This is a genomic window from Bacteroides sp. MSB163 (assembly GCF_036416795.1).
GTDB classification, from domain to species: domain Bacteria; phylum Bacteroidota; class Bacteroidia; order Bacteroidales; family Bacteroidaceae; genus Bacteroides; species Bacteroides maternus.
Genome location: NZ_CP143867.1, coordinates 91,174 through 108,295 on the forward strand (window position 1 = coordinate 91,174; position 17,122 = coordinate 108,295).

Below are 17,122 nucleotides of genomic sequence, written 5' to 3' on the forward strand. Positions count from 1 at the left end.
TATTTACCTTATTCATATTCAAATCATTAGGAATGCTTCGCGTTTCCTCTAATGGGAACTGTTATCTCACTTCCAGCACATACACCGGCTGAGGAACAAAATCCACCATACGCTCTCCATCCCCTTGCTTGGTATGTTGCACAAAGAGATGAAGACGGCGTTTTTGTTTCCAAAGTTCCGTATCATGCGACGGTTCCCAGGCATCTACCGGAAAATCCGTCAAATCAGTAAAAGTCCATTCACCCGTCCCGACTGCTGACGCATGCGCCATTGACACCCGGCTTCCCCGTTCTTCGTCGCGGAAGATATAGAAGATTTCACCGCCATCTACCACGATACGCGGACGGGCAATGGGAATCATCTTGGTACCGCCCCCTTTCAACGAAAAAGGCGTCCGGCGATCCGAAACCTGGCGGTTACGCCACATGGCACCGTCATACCATACAATACGGTATTGGGGGATTTCACTGTCGGGATCACGCCAGTAAGTCGCGATATAAGGATTGCCGCCCGCATCGGCACTCATACTGGTCTGATTGATCAATTCAGAATTTTGCGGAATGCGGCAGGCATATTCCGCATTGTTATAGCGGATAGGCAACTCATACTTCTTGCCATTCGCCTTATACCATGTCACGCCATTGTCAAAGGAACGGGCATAACAAAGATCATGGTTCGTCTCCACATGCCACGTTTCACGCCACACCCAGGATAGGTGGATAGTACCTTGCTCATCCACATAGAGCTGCCAGTAAGCATTCCTCTTATCTTCACCGTCAATCAGAACATCCTGTACCCGGCTCCATTTCCTTTCTTTCACGGAATAGCGGTTCATCACCAGATTGCCCCGGCCGGAAGAACCGGAACGGTAGACGAAAAGTAAATCGCCCCCTTTCAGCGGATAGAACTCCGGGTAAGTGACATTTCCTTCATCTACACCCGTCATGGGTTCCTTATCTCCGAGTTCCAGTGTATACGGAGCTGTGCTGCGGCAATAGTTCAACTTATGTCCGTGATGATCGAACGAGAGATGCAGATAACCATCCCCGTCCAGCATCATACTTATAATATTATGGGCGTCTTTTACGTTTCCTTTGTATTGTGTCCGGTTCAGCGTCCACCGGTCGGAATTCAGTTTCCGCTTACCCAGCACCAGATAACCATCCGCATCATAATAACAGATATATTGCTCATCCCCTTGCGTCACAAGGGAGTTGTTGCGAAATACAGTTGTGTTGACTGACGTTTGGCTATATCCCTGTCCCACTTCCACAAGCCGGGCCTGCTGTGCCCGGAGTGTGAAAGTCGTTGAGAGAATTAGAAAGAAAAGGAGAATGTATCTGTTCATGATATCCTTATTTAAGAGGAAAAATAGGCAGCTTACCGTTTTAGTCATGATAAGCGTGATCTTTCGGAAAATCTTCTCCACCCCATGCTTTCTTTGATGTCCACGGTTGCGGTGCATCCGTCCAGAAGGGAGCATCGGCAGGTAATCCTAACGGCAGGAAGGCAAGTGAGGCCAGATACAAGCTGCCATTGTTGGTATACCAATCCGATATATTAGGTTGAGAACCGTTGAAACCCAATGTCAGATAGCCTTCCGCATTGAAGTTGTGATTATCACCGAACATACGCTGAATGACGGCGGTCATCGCCGCACGCACCTGTCCGGCAGGCAATTCCTTTGGTAACCAACCACGCAATGACAGCAAGGCAAGCGGTTGCAGTACACCGGTACGGTAAGTAATCGAACGGCCAAAGACCGGGAAAGTACCTTCGGGAGAAACAAAACGTTCCAATATCATGCCGAAACGCTGCATACGCTTCAAGGCTTTCGGGAAGTTTCCACCTTTTACATTCCAGATATTCTGCTTTCCGCCATTTGTCATCACTTCAAGGCATTCCACATACATGGGGTGGAGCACAAAACTATTGTAATAATCGAAGGCGAAATCCTCTCCGTCACTGTACCAGCCATCTCCTACATACCATTCATCGACTTTACGCAAAGCTGAAGTGATACGGTAATAATCCGTCTGGGCACCCGCCTTTTTCAGGAAGCACTCAACAGTTGAAGAGAATAATAACCAATTCGTATAGGGGGGATCTACCCGACGCAGTTGCTGGAATTCAGCAATATAACGTTGTTTTGTCAAATCATCCAATGGAACCCACAAAGCGTCATATCCACGCAAAAAGCTTTCAGCTATATAAGCGGCATCCACCAGGGGTTGTCCCTCTTTCCGCCACAACAGATAATCTTTACTTTCCGGATCTACGGATTGAGCATAGCTCTTTAATGCCCATTCACGCAATTGTTTGCGTTGTTTTCCTTCCGCCGTATCATCATCGGGCAGTGACAACCACGGAGCCAGTCCGGCCATCAACCGTCCGAAGCATTCCATATAAGTCACCCGTTTATCACGACCGTCCCATGTAGGGCTCAACTCTACCAGCATATTTTCCTGCAACTTGCCTTCGCTCATATTGCTGAGTACAGGTGCTGCCATCTGGTACAGAATTCCCGCCCAAAGTTCACGATCAGACTTTACTTTTTCCGTTTTCTTTTTTGCCGAAACATTGATGGGAACCAGCAAGGCTACAATCAATAGTAGCCACAAATATTTCCACGTTTTCATGATATTCAATTATAAGTTGTTTTTCATCACTGCAAATATATCCATTTCATAAGAAAACGAACTACTACAAATGTTGCAAAAGAGGGTATTTATCGGTCATTTCCGCTATAAAATGCATAGTTCTCAGGAAAATCAGATCTTTTCCATCTTTTCTATTGCTTCTGATATACCCGTACATAGTCTATTTCATAACGCATGGGGATTCCTTTATCATCAATCTCTCCACCGTTTATGCCACCAAGAGCCAAGTTCAGCAAAAGATATTGTGGCATGCGGAAGGGGTTCGTTCCTTTTCCGATGGTACCGTTAACAGTCTCGCTCAAAGGAATTTCATTCAGCAATTCATCATCCAGATAGATTTTAATGGCCGTTTCATCCCAATCCATACGCCAGATGTGAAACTTATCCGCCCATGCCGGATCTTTATCTGTAAAATGAGTAAAAGGAATCGCTTTACTATTCCATTTTGCATTCCACTGCCAATTAGTTCCCCAGGCAGCATTTGCCAGAATATGCGGTTCACCTTTGATACGATAGTATTCCATTATGTCAATCTCGCCACACGAAGGCCATTCCATACCACTGCCCAAAGTCCAAATAGCCGGCCATACCCCTCCGCTCACGGGAATCTTGGCACGAATCTCGAATCTGCCGTACAGGAACTCTTTCTTACCGGCCGTAGTGATGCACGAGGAAGTGTACTCAATGAACTCCCGATTCTTCCGCCAATCGTTACTTCCGGCCTCATACCAGGGATTTTTACGTCCTTTTTCTTTTCGTGCTTCAATAATCAGCTTTCCATCTTTGCAGTAAGCATTACCTTTCTGATACCACTGGGCTTCTTCATTGCGTGCAAAACCATTATCATAGCTCCAAACAGTCGTATCCGGAAGACCGTCTGTATTAAATTCATCACTCCATACCTGTTTCCACTCCGATTGAGCGGACAGATTTACCTCGTCCGTCCACTCAATAAACGGCCCCCCCAGTTCATCAAACTGTATAGGCAGCCAAATATGCCCGGAATACATCAGACTCTTCGGTTTCCAAACATCAGCCATAAATATAAAGCGGTTCTCCGGCAACTCTAATACGAACGTACTTTGTCCACCAAAGGTTTTCTCACTGTTCTGTCCGCGGCATGGATTAGGATGTTGCTTCCACGGCCCCCAAATGGAAGACGCTGAAAACATACGGGCTTCATTAGGATCCCAACCGGTACATCCGGAAGTAATCATCCAATACATATTATCTTTTTTGAATAGGGCCGGTGCTTCGTTATGTCCACCGGGAAAGATACGAATATAACGCCCTGAATGCTGCAAATAATCATCTGTCAGTTCTGCAATATGCAAAGTCAGATTCTCTTCTGAAGAATAAATGTGATAAGCTTTACCATCGTCATCCACAAATAAAGTCATATCACGAGACATTTGTCCGCCTTCTAAATCGCGTTTCACAAATAGTCCCTGATTAACGGCTTTGTACCACTCCGGAGTCCACCACTTTTTATATTTCTTCATATTCCATGTCAGCTTCCGATCTGCCTCAGACATATTCTCCGGATAGATTCCGGGGTTCACCCGTCCGGAACGAACAAAGCGGTAAGGTCCCTCCGGTCTGTCACTGACGGCCACAGCCGCACGGGCGGGGCCATAACCTTGGCCTTTCAGTTCCAGATGGAACCACATTACAAACTTCCCGGTCTTCTGATTATATATCACTTTGGGGCGCTCCATGATGCAACCACGTTCAATATCGTTTCCGGGTTCTTCGGATACGGCAAGTGCTATGCCTTTGTGAGTCCAATTCTGCAAATCGGAAGATGCATAACAGTTCACTCCCACTTCGGTAGTGAAGCCGTTCTCAGGGCGATGTTCGCCAAACCAGTAATATAATCCATTATGAAATAAAACACCGCCACCATGGGCGTTGATATGGTGCCCGCCTGTATCTTTCCACAAATTATTAGAGATACTTTGAGCCTGCGATGCCGGAAGCCAGCTAATCGCTATTAATAACGACAGAAATATTCTATTTATCATAAACTTTATCATCCCACTATTTATTTACCTTAAAACAATATATCCCGCATTGTCCCAAAGTAAACAATACTTCCGACAATACGGGATATAATAATTTCATTCACCTATTCATGCTGATAGACCCGCACATAATCAACTTTGTATTCCAACGGGAACTTGGAAATAGCCGGCGTACCGCCGTTTCCACCCAAAGCGAGATTCAAGAAAATTTGCTGACCAAAACCTTCGCCATCATTACCGGCATCCTTGAACGGGTTTCTCCATGATCCTCTCCACCAATCGCTTAAACCGCCAGTACCGTTATTCGTTTGACTTAAATCGATTTCATTCATCAATTCATCATCTAAATAAAGTTTGATGTAATTATCATCCCAATCCATGCGCCAAATATGATACTTCTCAGCCCAGTTAGGATCTTTCTTCGTAAAGTCACTTAAAGGCCGATTATAAGAATCCCATTTTGCACTCCAGCGAGTATCACTTCCCCAACAAGCATTTGCATGAAGACTTTGCACTCCATTTACAAAATAGTATTCCAAAATATCTATTTCTCCACCTAAAGGCCACTCCCAGCACCAACTATCATTACTCCCCCCAGTGGTCCAAATAGCAGGCCATGCACCAGATTCAGTAGGTATCTTAGCCCTAACAAGCATCGTACCTTGTCTAAATCTATAATTCTTTGTAACAATACTACTTGAAGTATATTCAGCAAACTCACGGTTCGTCTTCCAATCAGTACTACCAGACTGATAATTAGGATTATCTACCCGTTCACGTTTTCCTGTGATAACCAAAACTTCTCCATCACATACGCCATTCTTATCTGAATACCACTGTAGTTCCTGATTACGTTGGAAACCTTCTTCAAAACGCCATACATCCGGATTAGGAATACCTTCATAGTTGAATTCCTCACTCCAAACTAATTTCAGCTTATCAGATATCTTTTCAGGAGCCGGATTCGGATCAGGCAAATACTCAGGGCCTGTTTCCGGTTCCACATACTTTACCTGAAAGAAAAGCATCAAGCTGTTAGTTTTGTCATTAATAGCATATGAAGAAGAATCCACAATTTTCAGAGGTAATACAAAAGTAATATCCCGTTTTTCTTCTTGCGCCAAAGATATCAATTTCTCTGCATAAACTAATAATTCAAGATCATCAGATTGCTTAGTTCCAGCCAATAATTCCATTTTATCCGATGGTAATAGATAAAATTCTCCAGGCAAAAGTTCCGCATCTTTATATTTCTCATAAATTCCACCTTCTCCAGCCCTGGCTATTACTTTCGATAAGGAATCTTTATTCACGATCAGATTCACAGCAACATCCTTATCAGCTTTCTTGTCCTGATAGAACGCAAGATTCAACTTATATGAGAAATTATCAGCCTCTTTATTCGCTTTCTTCAATTCTGTGAACAAATTACACTCATTACCATCCCACAAAGCACTTGCCTGTTTCAATCCCAGCAGATTAAGATCAAGACTACCTTTATAAGTAAGATCATATCCATCATCACAACCCCAAAAACCGATTGTGAGAGCAGTCATACAAACAACTGCCAACCATTTTATTTTACTTTTCATCATTTTGTGTATCAATTAAGTTAATCTAAAGGTATTGTCTCTGGATCATATACTTCTACTTCTACATCATAAAAGTAAATCTCAGCTATATGAAAATAGTTTTTATTCAAAGAACTTGAGATGACATTAAAGCGGAAATGTTTAAACTTCTTCCCTGCAATTACATAATCAGAAGAATATCTCGTAGCCTTAGTTGCCGGCAATCCACTTAAAACAGTCAACGTTTCCCAGTTTTCACCGTCATTACTAATCTGGAACTCTGCTGCTGTAGGATAACCGTCTGTATTAGACGTATTACGGGTGTAATACCCAAAAGCAAAGTTTTCATGTTCCTCTTTAAAATCAATCTGTATATAATGAGGTAACGGACTTTGGGGAGTATGCCAGTTTGAATGAAAGAAAGTTTCTATATTTCCGTCAACCAAATGAGCATATTGTCCCTCGCTCGCATCAGGATAATTACACGACAGCTGGTCTACAGTCAATTTTACTTCTTTACGCGACTTCTCTGTCATCGTAGCCGGCGCCGCTCCCGATTTAGCTTTCACTTCCGTCACCATGCTTCCTTGATTTGCAGCATTAAAGGTCTGAAAAAAGAAAGAATAATCGCCAAAGCGGGCACGTGTATTTTCAACTAACAATTCAGTCGTACTTTTCGACACCAGTTTGCATATATCCTTTTTCTGTAACGGATCGTTATATCTGATTTGCATATAGGCAAAGTCTTCCTGAGGAGCAGTCCATGTCAATTTTATCTCTCCCGGCAGCGCTTCCGACTGAACAGTAGAAGCACTAATCGCAACAGGCGTTGCCGTAGAGCCCGTTATTTCAAACGGCTCAATCTTGTCATCGCAACCGGTCATACCAACAAGTACAGAAACGGTAATTATATATTTCAAATTAAGTTTCATATTCTTTGTGTCTATAAATTATTTAACATTCTATTTAATCTCCCAACCCGGATTCTGCGTCAGATTCTTATTCTTCCGGATTTCAGAATCCGGTATTGGGAAGAAATACATCCTGTCATCCCAAACCAATGTCTTCGTTGTCTTCTTATATGAGAATAACTCATCACCCAACTTCGTTATTTCCATTCTGGCAATAGAAGTAATTCCTCCTTCTTTCCAACGACGAATATCCCAAAAGCGATGTCCTTCAAATGCCAATTCCACCATACGTTCCCGCTTGTAGCATTTCCAAAACTCGTCACTATCAATACCTTTCGGTAACACAGGCATATTAACATCCGAACGGGTACGTATTTTGTTCACCGCATCACGCGCTGTCAAGAAGAATTCATCGGTAACCGCTTCCGCCGAACCCAAATATTGAAAAAGAGCTTCTGCATAATTCAGATAAAATTCTCCTAAACGGAAAGTAATCCAACTATGGCGTTTGCCACCTGTACCGGAACCTGCACTAATATCAATGCTACCATCCAAATATTTCTTCAAATAATATCCTGTCGGTGTGGCATATGAAATTGGTGCACCATTTCTTCCACCTATATAAGTTTCCAGTGGGTTAGGATTAGAATCGGGCCATTTGTCACCATTACAAGCAATAGTCATCTTAAAACGCGGATCTCTTCCTTCATAAGGATTTGCCGGATCAGGTTCTCCGCCATTTTTCATCTCGTAAGCATCAACTAAAGTTTGTGTAGGACAGTTTCCTGAATTAGCATTTTCCATACCAATGGGAAAGTTATCATATTCCGGCGAACTTGTATCACCCACACGACGAGCAAAAATCACTTCAGCAGCCTGATAATTATTTGTCCCCCAGAGATCGGTATATTTTCCCAAACTTATGCCATTCTCCGAACAATAATCTATAACGTCCTGACTGAACAATGCAGCTTGTCTCCACAACTCCTTATCTCCACTTTCATTGAAAAGCTTACTGGCCCGATAGAGTGCAGCGCGTGCTTTTAAGGCCAAGGCAGTACCACGATTCACACGTCCGGTCTCAGGATTATCTCCACTTGCCGCATCTCCCTCAAGGTCTTTATAAGAAACCGGAAGCTCAGATGCCACAATGTCACATTCGCTTATTATAAAATCAAATATCTCAGAAGCTGGTGTACGCCCGATAGAATTAGCCTCTGCTTCAGTCAGTACCTCCGTAGTAAACGGAACATCACCATAAGCACGAACCAAATTAAAATAGTAATAAGCACGTAGCAAACGAACCTCATACTGATAACGGTTGAAACGAGTCATTTGTGCTTGATAATCTTGTGTAAAACGCAAATCATAGAAGTCCAAATCTTTAGCTTCCTTCAGAAAATAATTCACAGCACGGATGCCAGAATAGATTCCCCATTGAGATTTAGGATTCATTGCCGTCCAGTTGCCATTGGTATAATCCAACACAGAAGACCAAGTTATCGCCATTTCGGCCTCATCACAAGCAGAAGCCAATGAATTTATCCCCGGAAGATCGGAGTCAAGATAGGAATAGATATTATTCACAAATCCTGCCGTACGCCCAAAATCAGAAAAAACATGCGTATTGTCATAATTGGTATATTCATGGTAATCCATCTTATCGCTACATGCCGACAGAGAAACTGCACAAACAATACCGATATATATATTTCTAAATTTCATATTCATAACAGTTAATAAGTTCAAGATTCCAAAACATAACTTAAAGTCCTAGCGACAAGCCAATATGTACTGAACGAGTTGCCGGCCACTTATCATTTCCCATTGCTTCAGGATCTGTCAGGTCAATACTGTCAAGGCTGAACAAGTCAACACCCCGCACATATACTTTGGCCTGTTTCATTTTGATTTTGCTTAACCAAGCAGCCGGGAGTTTGTAATAAACTTCGCAATTGCGCAATTTCAGGAACGAACGGTCAGCCAACCATACAGAACTTGCATATTGTGTATTATTATCCACAACCTCAGTGCTTAAACGCGGAAAGCGGGCTGAAGGATTCTCGGGCGTCCAATGATTATTGTATACATACTTCGATATGGAAGTATTATTAACCAACGGCATATATAAAGAAGAAGAAAGTTGTGCCGTATAATTGCCTACCCCCTGGAAATATGCATTGAAACCTAATCCTTTCCATTCCAATCCAACGTTAAATCCATAATAGATTTCCGGACAATTATAGTTATATCCCATAGGAATCATGTCATTCTCATTAATCACATTATCACCATTGATATCTTTATATTTAATATCACCAGGCTTCACCGGCCCAAATTGTTGTGGGATACTATTAGCTATATCAGCATCATCAACAAAATATCCGATAGCTTGTAATCCCCAAACTTGCCCTACAGGCTTTCCGGTCTGATACAAATAATCATAAGCACGAGGTTCCTCAAGCATCTCTTTTATTTTACTACGACTATATGAGAATGTCCCCCCTGCACTCAGCTGGAAATCACCAATTTTCTTGGTATAATCCAATCCAATCTCAACGCCATGGCTATCAACTACACCGGCATTTAGATATGAACTCCCCACACCTAATACCGCTGAATTCTGTCCGGAAGCACTTACCCAAATATCCGAACGTCTTTCATAAAAACCATCTATTGTTAATGTAAGACCTTTCAGCATGGACATATCCAAACCAAGATTATACTTATAGGCTTTTTCAGTAGTTCCGTTTAAAGAAGGCAAACGTCCTTCTGACCATCCACCGTCACCATTAAAGTTATCTTGTATAGGATAACCGCTGGCACTACCCACAGTAGTATTCCAATAACCCTCAGACGGTATATTATCAGTCTGAATAATACCAAATGACCCACGTAACTTCATGAAATCAATAAAATTTTGATTCTTCATGAAATCTTCATTTGAAATAACCCATGCCAATCCAACAGTGGGCGCCACTCCCCAACGACTATCAGGATCCAATCTATTCGAAGCGGAAGTAGTCAAGGTGAAATCAGCAAAGTATTTATTGTTATAACCATAATGTGTATACCAGGCAACATTCTGTGTATACAAAGTGGTATTTACTCCATTCTTGTTATCGAACTTATAAGTATAGAGTAACATAGAGTAAAGATCATGCTTTCCAAACTGACGCGCCCAGTCCACATTCATCTGAAAATTGAACGAACGGTGTTGCCAGTCAAGTTTAGCATTATCACCGGTCACACTTCCTACAGTTCCTCCCTCAAAATCATTGAATTCTACCGGTTCGCCATTCTCCCATTTAGTTACGGATTGCATACCATATTTGGCACTTTGCCTGTAATCTTCCCAATATGAAGCAATGTTATCGTATCCTATACGAACAGATGCACCCAAGCCCTTGGTTATAGATGACAAATCCTGTTGTAAAGCCATATCAGCATATAAAGCACGAGTATGTCCTTTGGTATATCCACGTCCTTGAGCCAGGTAAACCGGATTCATGCCACCGTCCCAAGTAGAATTACCACCCCACAAACCTTTTTCTGTCCGTATAGGAAAAGCAGCCGAAGGAACAGTGAAAATCTTACCTATCAAGTTTTCTCCAGCAGAAGCCGGACGACTAAATTCATTCAAAACTCCCATGATATTAGCCTGCATACGTGTCTTCGGGCTTAAATCAATATCAAGATTAGAACGGAAATTAGCCTTTGAATATTTATTTTGAGTGGAATATCCTTCATTGGCATTAGCATTCTTAATAAAGCCCTTATCATTTTGCAAGTTCATCATAGTAAAGTAACGCATCTTAGCAGAACCTCCACGGAAAGTCAGCGTTGCAATATCCGATGCTCCATGATCCCGAAACACTTCTTCTGCCCAGTTAACATTAGGATAAAGGTAGGGATATTTGCCACTCTGAAAAGCGCTCAATTCATTTTGTGAATAACGGGGAGCCCTGCCATCATTACCCAAAGCCTCATTTACAGCACTTGCATAACTGTAGGCATCAGCCATTTCTGGAATACGCGTCTGTGTATTAAATGAATGATCGTAGGAAAAGCTGATTTCCCTCGTACGATACTTTCCGCGTTTAGTAACGATATTGACTACTCCATTAATACCTCTATAGCCATAAAGAGCTACTGCTGCCGCATCACGCAACACTGAAACTGATTCAACCTCTTCCGGAGTAATATAATTCAGCGCATTCCAGTTATTGTCACGCTCCAAACCATCCACCAGCAAAAGAATCCCGTTATTGCTATTCAATGTTTGTAATCCTCGAATTGTCATAGAAGGTATTTGCTCCCATATATTGGCTGTTTTTTGCATTGTAGTCAAACCGGTTACATTACCATAAAGAGTATTACCGATATTCATAGCCGAACGATTATCTATTTTCTCTGCATATACGGTAGAAACTGCCCCTGTAGACTCCGCCCTGTTTTGCTTTAGACCAAAACCATAGTTTACGTGTTCTGTAGAGAAATCCATGACAATAGTCATTATTTTATCCCCTGTAACAGGAACCACTTTAGTAGCATCATCCCAAGTCAGCACCTTAATTTTTTTACCTTTCTCAGCAGCTATTTCAAATTGTCCGTTTTTATCGGTAGCGACCTGCACCTGCGGATTGCTTTCAACAAACACCAGTGCCCCTTCCACAGGATTACCTGTCTTGTCAACCACCTTGCCTGTCACATTGCCATCTTGTGCATAACCTTTCATGCCTGCACAAACCAACATTGCCAAAGCTATTATCTTATATTTTTTCATATTATTTTTCTTATTAATTGAATTTTTCCTGAAACAATTAATTCCAACCCGGATTCTGCGTTAATCCATATTCTTTATTCACTTCCGATGGTGGGAAAGCAGCCAAATACCATTTCGGACTAAAATTACTCCACCAAGAACGTGCGATATTTCCCAAAGCAAAAACTTCATATCTGAAATCTGACGGTTTATCAGGGAATTGGCTGGCATTTCCATCCGTTCCACTCCAAGGCTTATCACCTCCACCGTCATTACGGTAGATACGCAGACCATGCAACGTTTTTTTAAACAAATCGTCACGCTTATAACGAATCATATCGAAGAAGCGTACATCCTCCAAACCAAGTTCGCAAGCTCTTTCACGAAGAATTTCTTCAAGCAGAGCCTCTTTGTTTGTCATCAGATTCTTGTCCGGATTGCAAGCGTTCAAATCACCCAATCCTACACGAGCGCGCACTTTATTGACATTGGCAATAGCACCGGAGAAATCTCCTTTCGCCTGCAAACAAGCCTCCGCATAGATCAAATACATTTCTGCCAAACGCAAATAAGGCCATTCCAAATAGTTTCCGGCTAAACTTCCCTTGCCTTCTTTAAAAAACTTATAACAACGGAAGCCGGTAGCTCCCGGTCCTGTTTCCAGACGTGAGTCACTAATATTCTCACGACCACCAACCCACATTTCCGCTGCATGGTCACCATAACGAGCACCATTCACCAACATAGTTTCATAAAGACGAGGATCACGATTCGGCTGATTGTAATCATTATTAGCAAAGAAAGGTTGCGCACCCTCTTTCAAATAATCATCAGTAAAAGGTTTTCCATCATTCATAGGGAACATTTGCATATATTCCAATGTCGGGGTATATCCACCGAATGTCACCCACTCGCCCCAATAATACCACCAATCCCAATTGTATTTGCCGATAATACGAGTTGAAATGAGTAATTCCGTATTTGCCTCACGAATAAAATAAGCTTTATTGAACGCTGAACGGTATGCAGCAGGAGTTGCGGATTCGGGTTGTATCAATGAGTAGAAACCACTCTTATCCAATTCTTTAAAGAACTCATCACAAGCCGTCCAACAACGATCCCACCAATCTGCACTATACCCCCCATACCATGCTTGCCTATTATCGATAGCAATCTGCGGATTATCATTACAATAAGGTGTGTTATCATTAAATAACGGACTGGCAGCAAACAATAAGATTTTACACTTCAATCCCATAGCGGCGGCTTTAGTAAAGCGTCCCTGCCAGTTTGTATCATCAGCACCTAAACTCCATGGCAACACACCGGAAGCTTCATCCAACAGTCTCACCATAAAATTCACAGTCTCTTCAGCTGTAGCACGCGGTATTTCATAAGTAGCTTCCACTCCATAAGTTTTCTCTACAAGCGGAAGACCGCCAAAATGGCGAAATAAGTCAAAATAGCGAGATGCCACAATCACTTTTGCCTCAGCAGCCAAACGGGCTTTTTCAGCATCATCCATATCAGGCACACGCCCTACATTCTCAACAAACATCCATGCTGCACGAATTGCTTCCCAACAGTTCTCCTTTTTATAATTAAAACGAGTATCGTTTCCATCATCTTCATCACTAGCTTTATATCCACCCGAATAATACTTACGATTCACGCCATCCCATGAATTATGACTGTGCCAACAATCGGACATTGTCTCAAACATACCAGTATTCATCTTACCGTCCACATCATTCCAGTTTGTAGCAAGGCCATAATACAATTTACTATATGTCTTCCATAAGAATGCACGAGCATAATCGGCTTTTCCGAAAATTGTGTCCTGATTCATATCACCTGTATCAGGAGCCTTCTCCAAAAAGCTGTCACCGAACTTTATCTGATCGACACATGACGAGAACAAGATTGACACTCCCGCAAATGTCGCAATAAACCATTTAGTCAGTTTTTTCATATTCTTAATTTCTTAGTTACAAATGAAAACGGTTAAAATCCTACTTTCAAACCAATATTAAACACACGAGTCAAAGGATAATTAGGACGATCGCTCTGACGAGATTCCGGATCCCCCCATTTGAAGTTGGTGAAAGTAAGGAGGTTATATCCATTCACATACATCCGACAATTCGTCAGTTTCAATTTCTTCATGAAAGGAAAATCAAAATTATAACCAATTTCCACATTCTTCAAACGCAAATAGCTTGCATTCATCAGATATAAATCAGATCCTTTATTGAAATTATTATCAGAATGCGACTTCGTGATACGGGGGAATTTTGCCGTAAAAGTATCTTCAGAAGAACGCCAAGTATTTTCATACTGATAGAGTAACAGTCCTTTATTCTGAGTATCACCTAATGGCTGCCTGAATTCACTCAACATGCGATCCACGTTCCACGCACCGGTCCATTGCATAGAGAAATCAAAATTTCCCCAAGAAAATCCAGCACTAAATCCAGCCGTATACTCCGGAACATCAGTATAACCAAGATCACGGGTCGCATCATTACCATCTAATTTTCCATCATTATTCAAGTCAACATAAACTGCATCACCCGGTATCAGTGTTATGCCGTGATCAGCAATGGGTCGACCAAATTCTTCTTGATAACGCGCATCGGCTGTCTCATCGTAAAATCCCCAAAACTTATACATAGAACGAGCGCCAATACGTCGACCTGTCTCATACATCCAGGGTTCATTCTGCTTCACTTCATTCTTATATACGATCTTGTTTTTGGCAAATGACATGTTGAATGTAGTCCAATAGCGGAATTGATCATTCAGTTGATCATTCCATTTCACCTGTAACTCATAACCTTTATTCTCCACTTCACCGACATTAACCAATGGAAGCACCATACCTAAAATACTTGGCAAATAATCCGGTTTTGAAAGAATATCCTTACGATTTTCTATAAAATAGTCCACAGAGAAACTTAAACGGTCATTCAATACACTAAAATCAAGGCCATAATTTTGCTTCAAAGAAGTTTCCCATTTAGAATTCGGATTAGATTGACTGGCTTCATAAGCACCCGGTACTTTATTATTTACATTCTGACCGAAGAAATACCCATCGCTACCTCCATAACTATATTTACCGGGTAAATAAATGAAACGATCAGAACCATTTTTATCATTACCCACAAGGCCTACGGAAGCACGCAATTTCAAATATCCGACTGCCTTTTTCAAAGGAGCAAAGAACGGCTCTTCACTGACAACCCATCCTACAGAACCGGCAGGAAAAAATCCATAACGGTTTTCTTTTATAAAGTTTTCAGAACCATTATAACCTACATTGAATTCAGCCATATAGCGCGTCTTCCAATCATAAGTTACACGTCCAACCAACCCAACATACCCAGACGGAATATAAGTATAAGTACCACCGGGATAATATTTTTTCGATTGGTTATAAAGTGCAAGCGCCGACACATTGTGATCGCCAAATTTACGATTATAATTCAAAGCCAATTCCATATACCAATCACGTGCTTTTCCAAAGTCTCCGTCACTATAACTCATTTGAGTATCAGATCCTTCTTTTCGGTAAGTAATAGCCCCATTGTCATCAACAAGAGGCACATAATATGCGGCAGAAGAAGTACCTTTCTTTGTATTTGAATAAGATGAATTATAAGCACCCTTCAATTTTAATGAAAGTCCTTTTGTTATAAAATCCAATTTCTGATTCAAAGCCAAATCAACGTTCAGCACATTAGTTGTTCTTGTTCTGAATCCTTTACCATAATAAGAAGCCAACCCATCTGTTCCCGGCCTCGGTACAATATCCGGATTAGTAACCACACGTTTTCCATCTACAATACCGGCACCAGCAAACGGTACTGCCCAATAAAGTTTACGGAACAACTGATTCTGATCTTCATCGGATTCCGGAGTACGTTTCGTCTCTATACGACCACCAATATTGACAGACAACACCGTTGTCTTGGTTACATCGAAGTCAAGATTCGCACGATAGTTGTAACGGTCATAATTGAAATTAAAATCATTTGTAGCACCCAATTGCTTAAACATACCATTTTGATTAAAGAAACCAGCTGAAACAAAATAACGCATTTTGTCAGTACCACCTGATATATTCACATTGTGTTGCGATTGGATAGCAGCCTTGTTCATACAATAATCAATCCAATTAATATCAGGATAAAGTATAGGATTCGTATGGTCACGGAACGTAGCAAGTTGTTCATCTGAATATATAGGAGAACCTCCATCATTCGTTTGCCACATATTGACATAATCAGCATATTGATAAGAATTTGCAAACTCCAATTCCTTTGTTCTTACATTCACACCAACGGAAGTAGAAAAGGAAATTTTAGCTTTTCCTTCTGCTCCACGTTTCGTAGTAATCAAAATTACACCATTGGCGCCACGTACACCGAAAACTGCCGTTGCAGAAGCATCTTTCAGAACAGTAATGCTTTCGATTTCATTAGGGTCAATCTGCGACATTTCACGTTCTACTCCATCCACTTGAATCAATGGAGAAGAAGAGCCAGTAAATGTAGCAATACCACGCACATAAATATCCGCCGCATCAGCACCCGGTTCACCAGAATATTGTACGGAAGATACACCTGTTACCTGACCGGAAAGGATATTAGATATGGAACCAGCAGGAGTTTTCAACAAGTCATCACCTTTCATAGAGGAAATAGCACCCGTAACGGATACTTTCTTTTGTACACCGTAAGCTACAACTTCTACTTCACCCAGCATTTGGGAATCCTCTTCTAATACTATATTTAGACTAATACCTTTTTTCGCAGGAACCACTTGTTCCTTATAACCAATAAAACTAAATTGTAGCTTACTCCCAGCTGGAGCATTTAGGACAAAATTACCATCAATATCAGTAATAACACCAGTGGCTGAACCTACCACCATAACATTAGCGCCAATAATTGGCTCACCATTAGTATCTTTAACTGTACCAGTCACTTTTACTGTATTTTGCTGCATGCCTTCTGAAGAGAAAGCTTCGTTACTATATCCCTTAAGAGGGACAGATAAAAACAAAAACAATAAAATTGCAACTGGAAATAATCGACATAATTTTTGAACCTGTCGTTTACAGAAATTTTCTTGCTTTTCCATTAGCAATAATTTTAAGATTAAACATATATTTAATTATTAAATC

The 17,122-nt window shown here is 41.5% G+C and carries 9 protein-coding genes; all 9 read right to left on the minus strand.

From position 1 onward, the window contains the following. Positions 1–61: 61 nt before the first annotated feature. A complete protein-coding gene (locus tag VYM24_RS00270; RefSeq protein WP_299088052.1) occupies positions 62–1,348 on the minus strand; it encodes an alpha-l-rhamnosidase in 1,287 nt (428 codons plus the stop codon). 40 nt (positions 1,349–1,388) lie between these two features. Then, a complete protein-coding gene (locus tag VYM24_RS00275; RefSeq protein WP_217712647.1) occupies positions 1,389–2,639 on the minus strand; it encodes a DUF2264 domain-containing protein in 1,251 nt (416 codons plus the stop codon). Positions 2,640–2,791: 152 nt separating this feature from the next. Continuing rightward, the gene (locus VYM24_RS00280; protein WP_291548696.1) at positions 2,792–4,684 is read right to left on the minus strand and encodes a family 43 glycosylhydrolase; all 1,893 of its coding nucleotides are present in this window, start codon (positions 4,682–4,684) and stop codon (positions 2,792–2,794) included. A gap of 104 nt (positions 4,685–4,788) precedes the next feature. Next, positions 4,789–6,279, minus strand: coding sequence for a family 16 glycosylhydrolase (locus VYM24_RS00285; RefSeq protein ID WP_330941188.1), 1,491 nt, complete (start codon positions 6,277–6,279; stop codon positions 4,789–4,791). A 17-nt stretch (positions 6,280–6,296) separates the two neighbouring features. Further along, positions 6,297–7,187: a discoidin domain-containing protein gene (locus VYM24_RS00290; RefSeq protein ID WP_291548697.1), complete on the minus strand. Its 891-nt coding sequence runs from the start codon at positions 7,185–7,187 to the stop codon at positions 6,297–6,299. Positions 7,188–7,217: 30 nt separating this feature from the next. Next, positions 7,218–8,891, minus strand: a complete 1,674-nt coding sequence (locus tag VYM24_RS00295) for a RagB/SusD family nutrient uptake outer membrane protein (protein WP_291548699.1) — start codon at positions 8,889–8,891, stop codon at positions 7,218–7,220. Between the two features lie 40 nt (positions 8,892–8,931). Continuing rightward, positions 8,932–11,952, minus strand: coding sequence for a SusC/RagA family TonB-linked outer membrane protein (locus VYM24_RS00300; RefSeq protein WP_291548701.1), 3,021 nt, complete (start codon positions 11,950–11,952; stop codon positions 8,932–8,934). A 37-nt stretch (positions 11,953–11,989) separates the two neighbouring features. Continuing rightward, complete coding sequence (locus tag VYM24_RS00305; protein ID WP_291548703.1) at positions 11,990–13,903, minus strand: RagB/SusD family nutrient uptake outer membrane protein; 1,914 nt, start codon at positions 13,901–13,903, stop codon at positions 11,990–11,992. A gap of 32 nt (positions 13,904–13,935) precedes the next feature. After that, a complete protein-coding gene (locus VYM24_RS00310) occupies positions 13,936–17,079 on the minus strand; it encodes a SusC/RagA family TonB-linked outer membrane protein (RefSeq protein WP_291548706.1) in 3,144 nt (1,047 codons plus the stop codon). Between the last annotated feature and the right edge of the window lie 43 nt (positions 17,080–17,122).

Excerpts from the sequence above, each read along its gene's own strand:
- VYM24_RS00285 (WP_330941188.1), bottom strand. The coding sequence starts at position 6,279 with ATGATGAAAAGTAAAATAAAATGGTTGGCAGTTGTTTGTATGACTGCT.
- VYM24_RS00270 (WP_299088052.1), bottom strand. The coding sequence starts at position 1,348 with ATGAACAGATACATTCTCCTTTTCTTTCTAATTCTCTCAACGACTTTC.
- VYM24_RS00300 (WP_291548701.1), bottom strand. The coding sequence starts at position 11,952 with ATGAAAAAATATAAGATAATAGCTTTGGCAATGTTGGTTTGTGCAGGC.
- VYM24_RS00295 (WP_291548699.1), bottom strand. The coding sequence starts at position 8,891 with ATGAAATTTAGAAATATATATATCGGTATTGTTTGTGCAGTTTCTCTG.
- VYM24_RS00310 (WP_291548706.1), bottom strand. The coding sequence starts at position 17,079 with ATGGAAAAGCAAGAAAATTTCTGTAAACGACAGGTTCAAAAATTATGT.
- VYM24_RS00280 (WP_291548696.1), bottom strand. The coding sequence starts at position 4,684 with ATGATAAATAGAATATTTCTGTCGTTATTAATAGCGATTAGCTGGCTT.
- VYM24_RS00305 (WP_291548703.1), bottom strand. The coding sequence starts at position 13,903 with ATGAAAAAACTGACTAAATGGTTTATTGCGACATTTGCGGGAGTGTCA.
- VYM24_RS00290 (WP_291548697.1), bottom strand. The coding sequence starts at position 7,187 with ATGAAACTTAATTTGAAATATATAATTACCGTTTCTGTACTTGTTGGT.
- VYM24_RS00275 (WP_217712647.1), bottom strand. The coding sequence starts at position 2,639 with ATGAAAACGTGGAAATATTTGTGGCTACTATTGATTGTAGCCTTGCTG.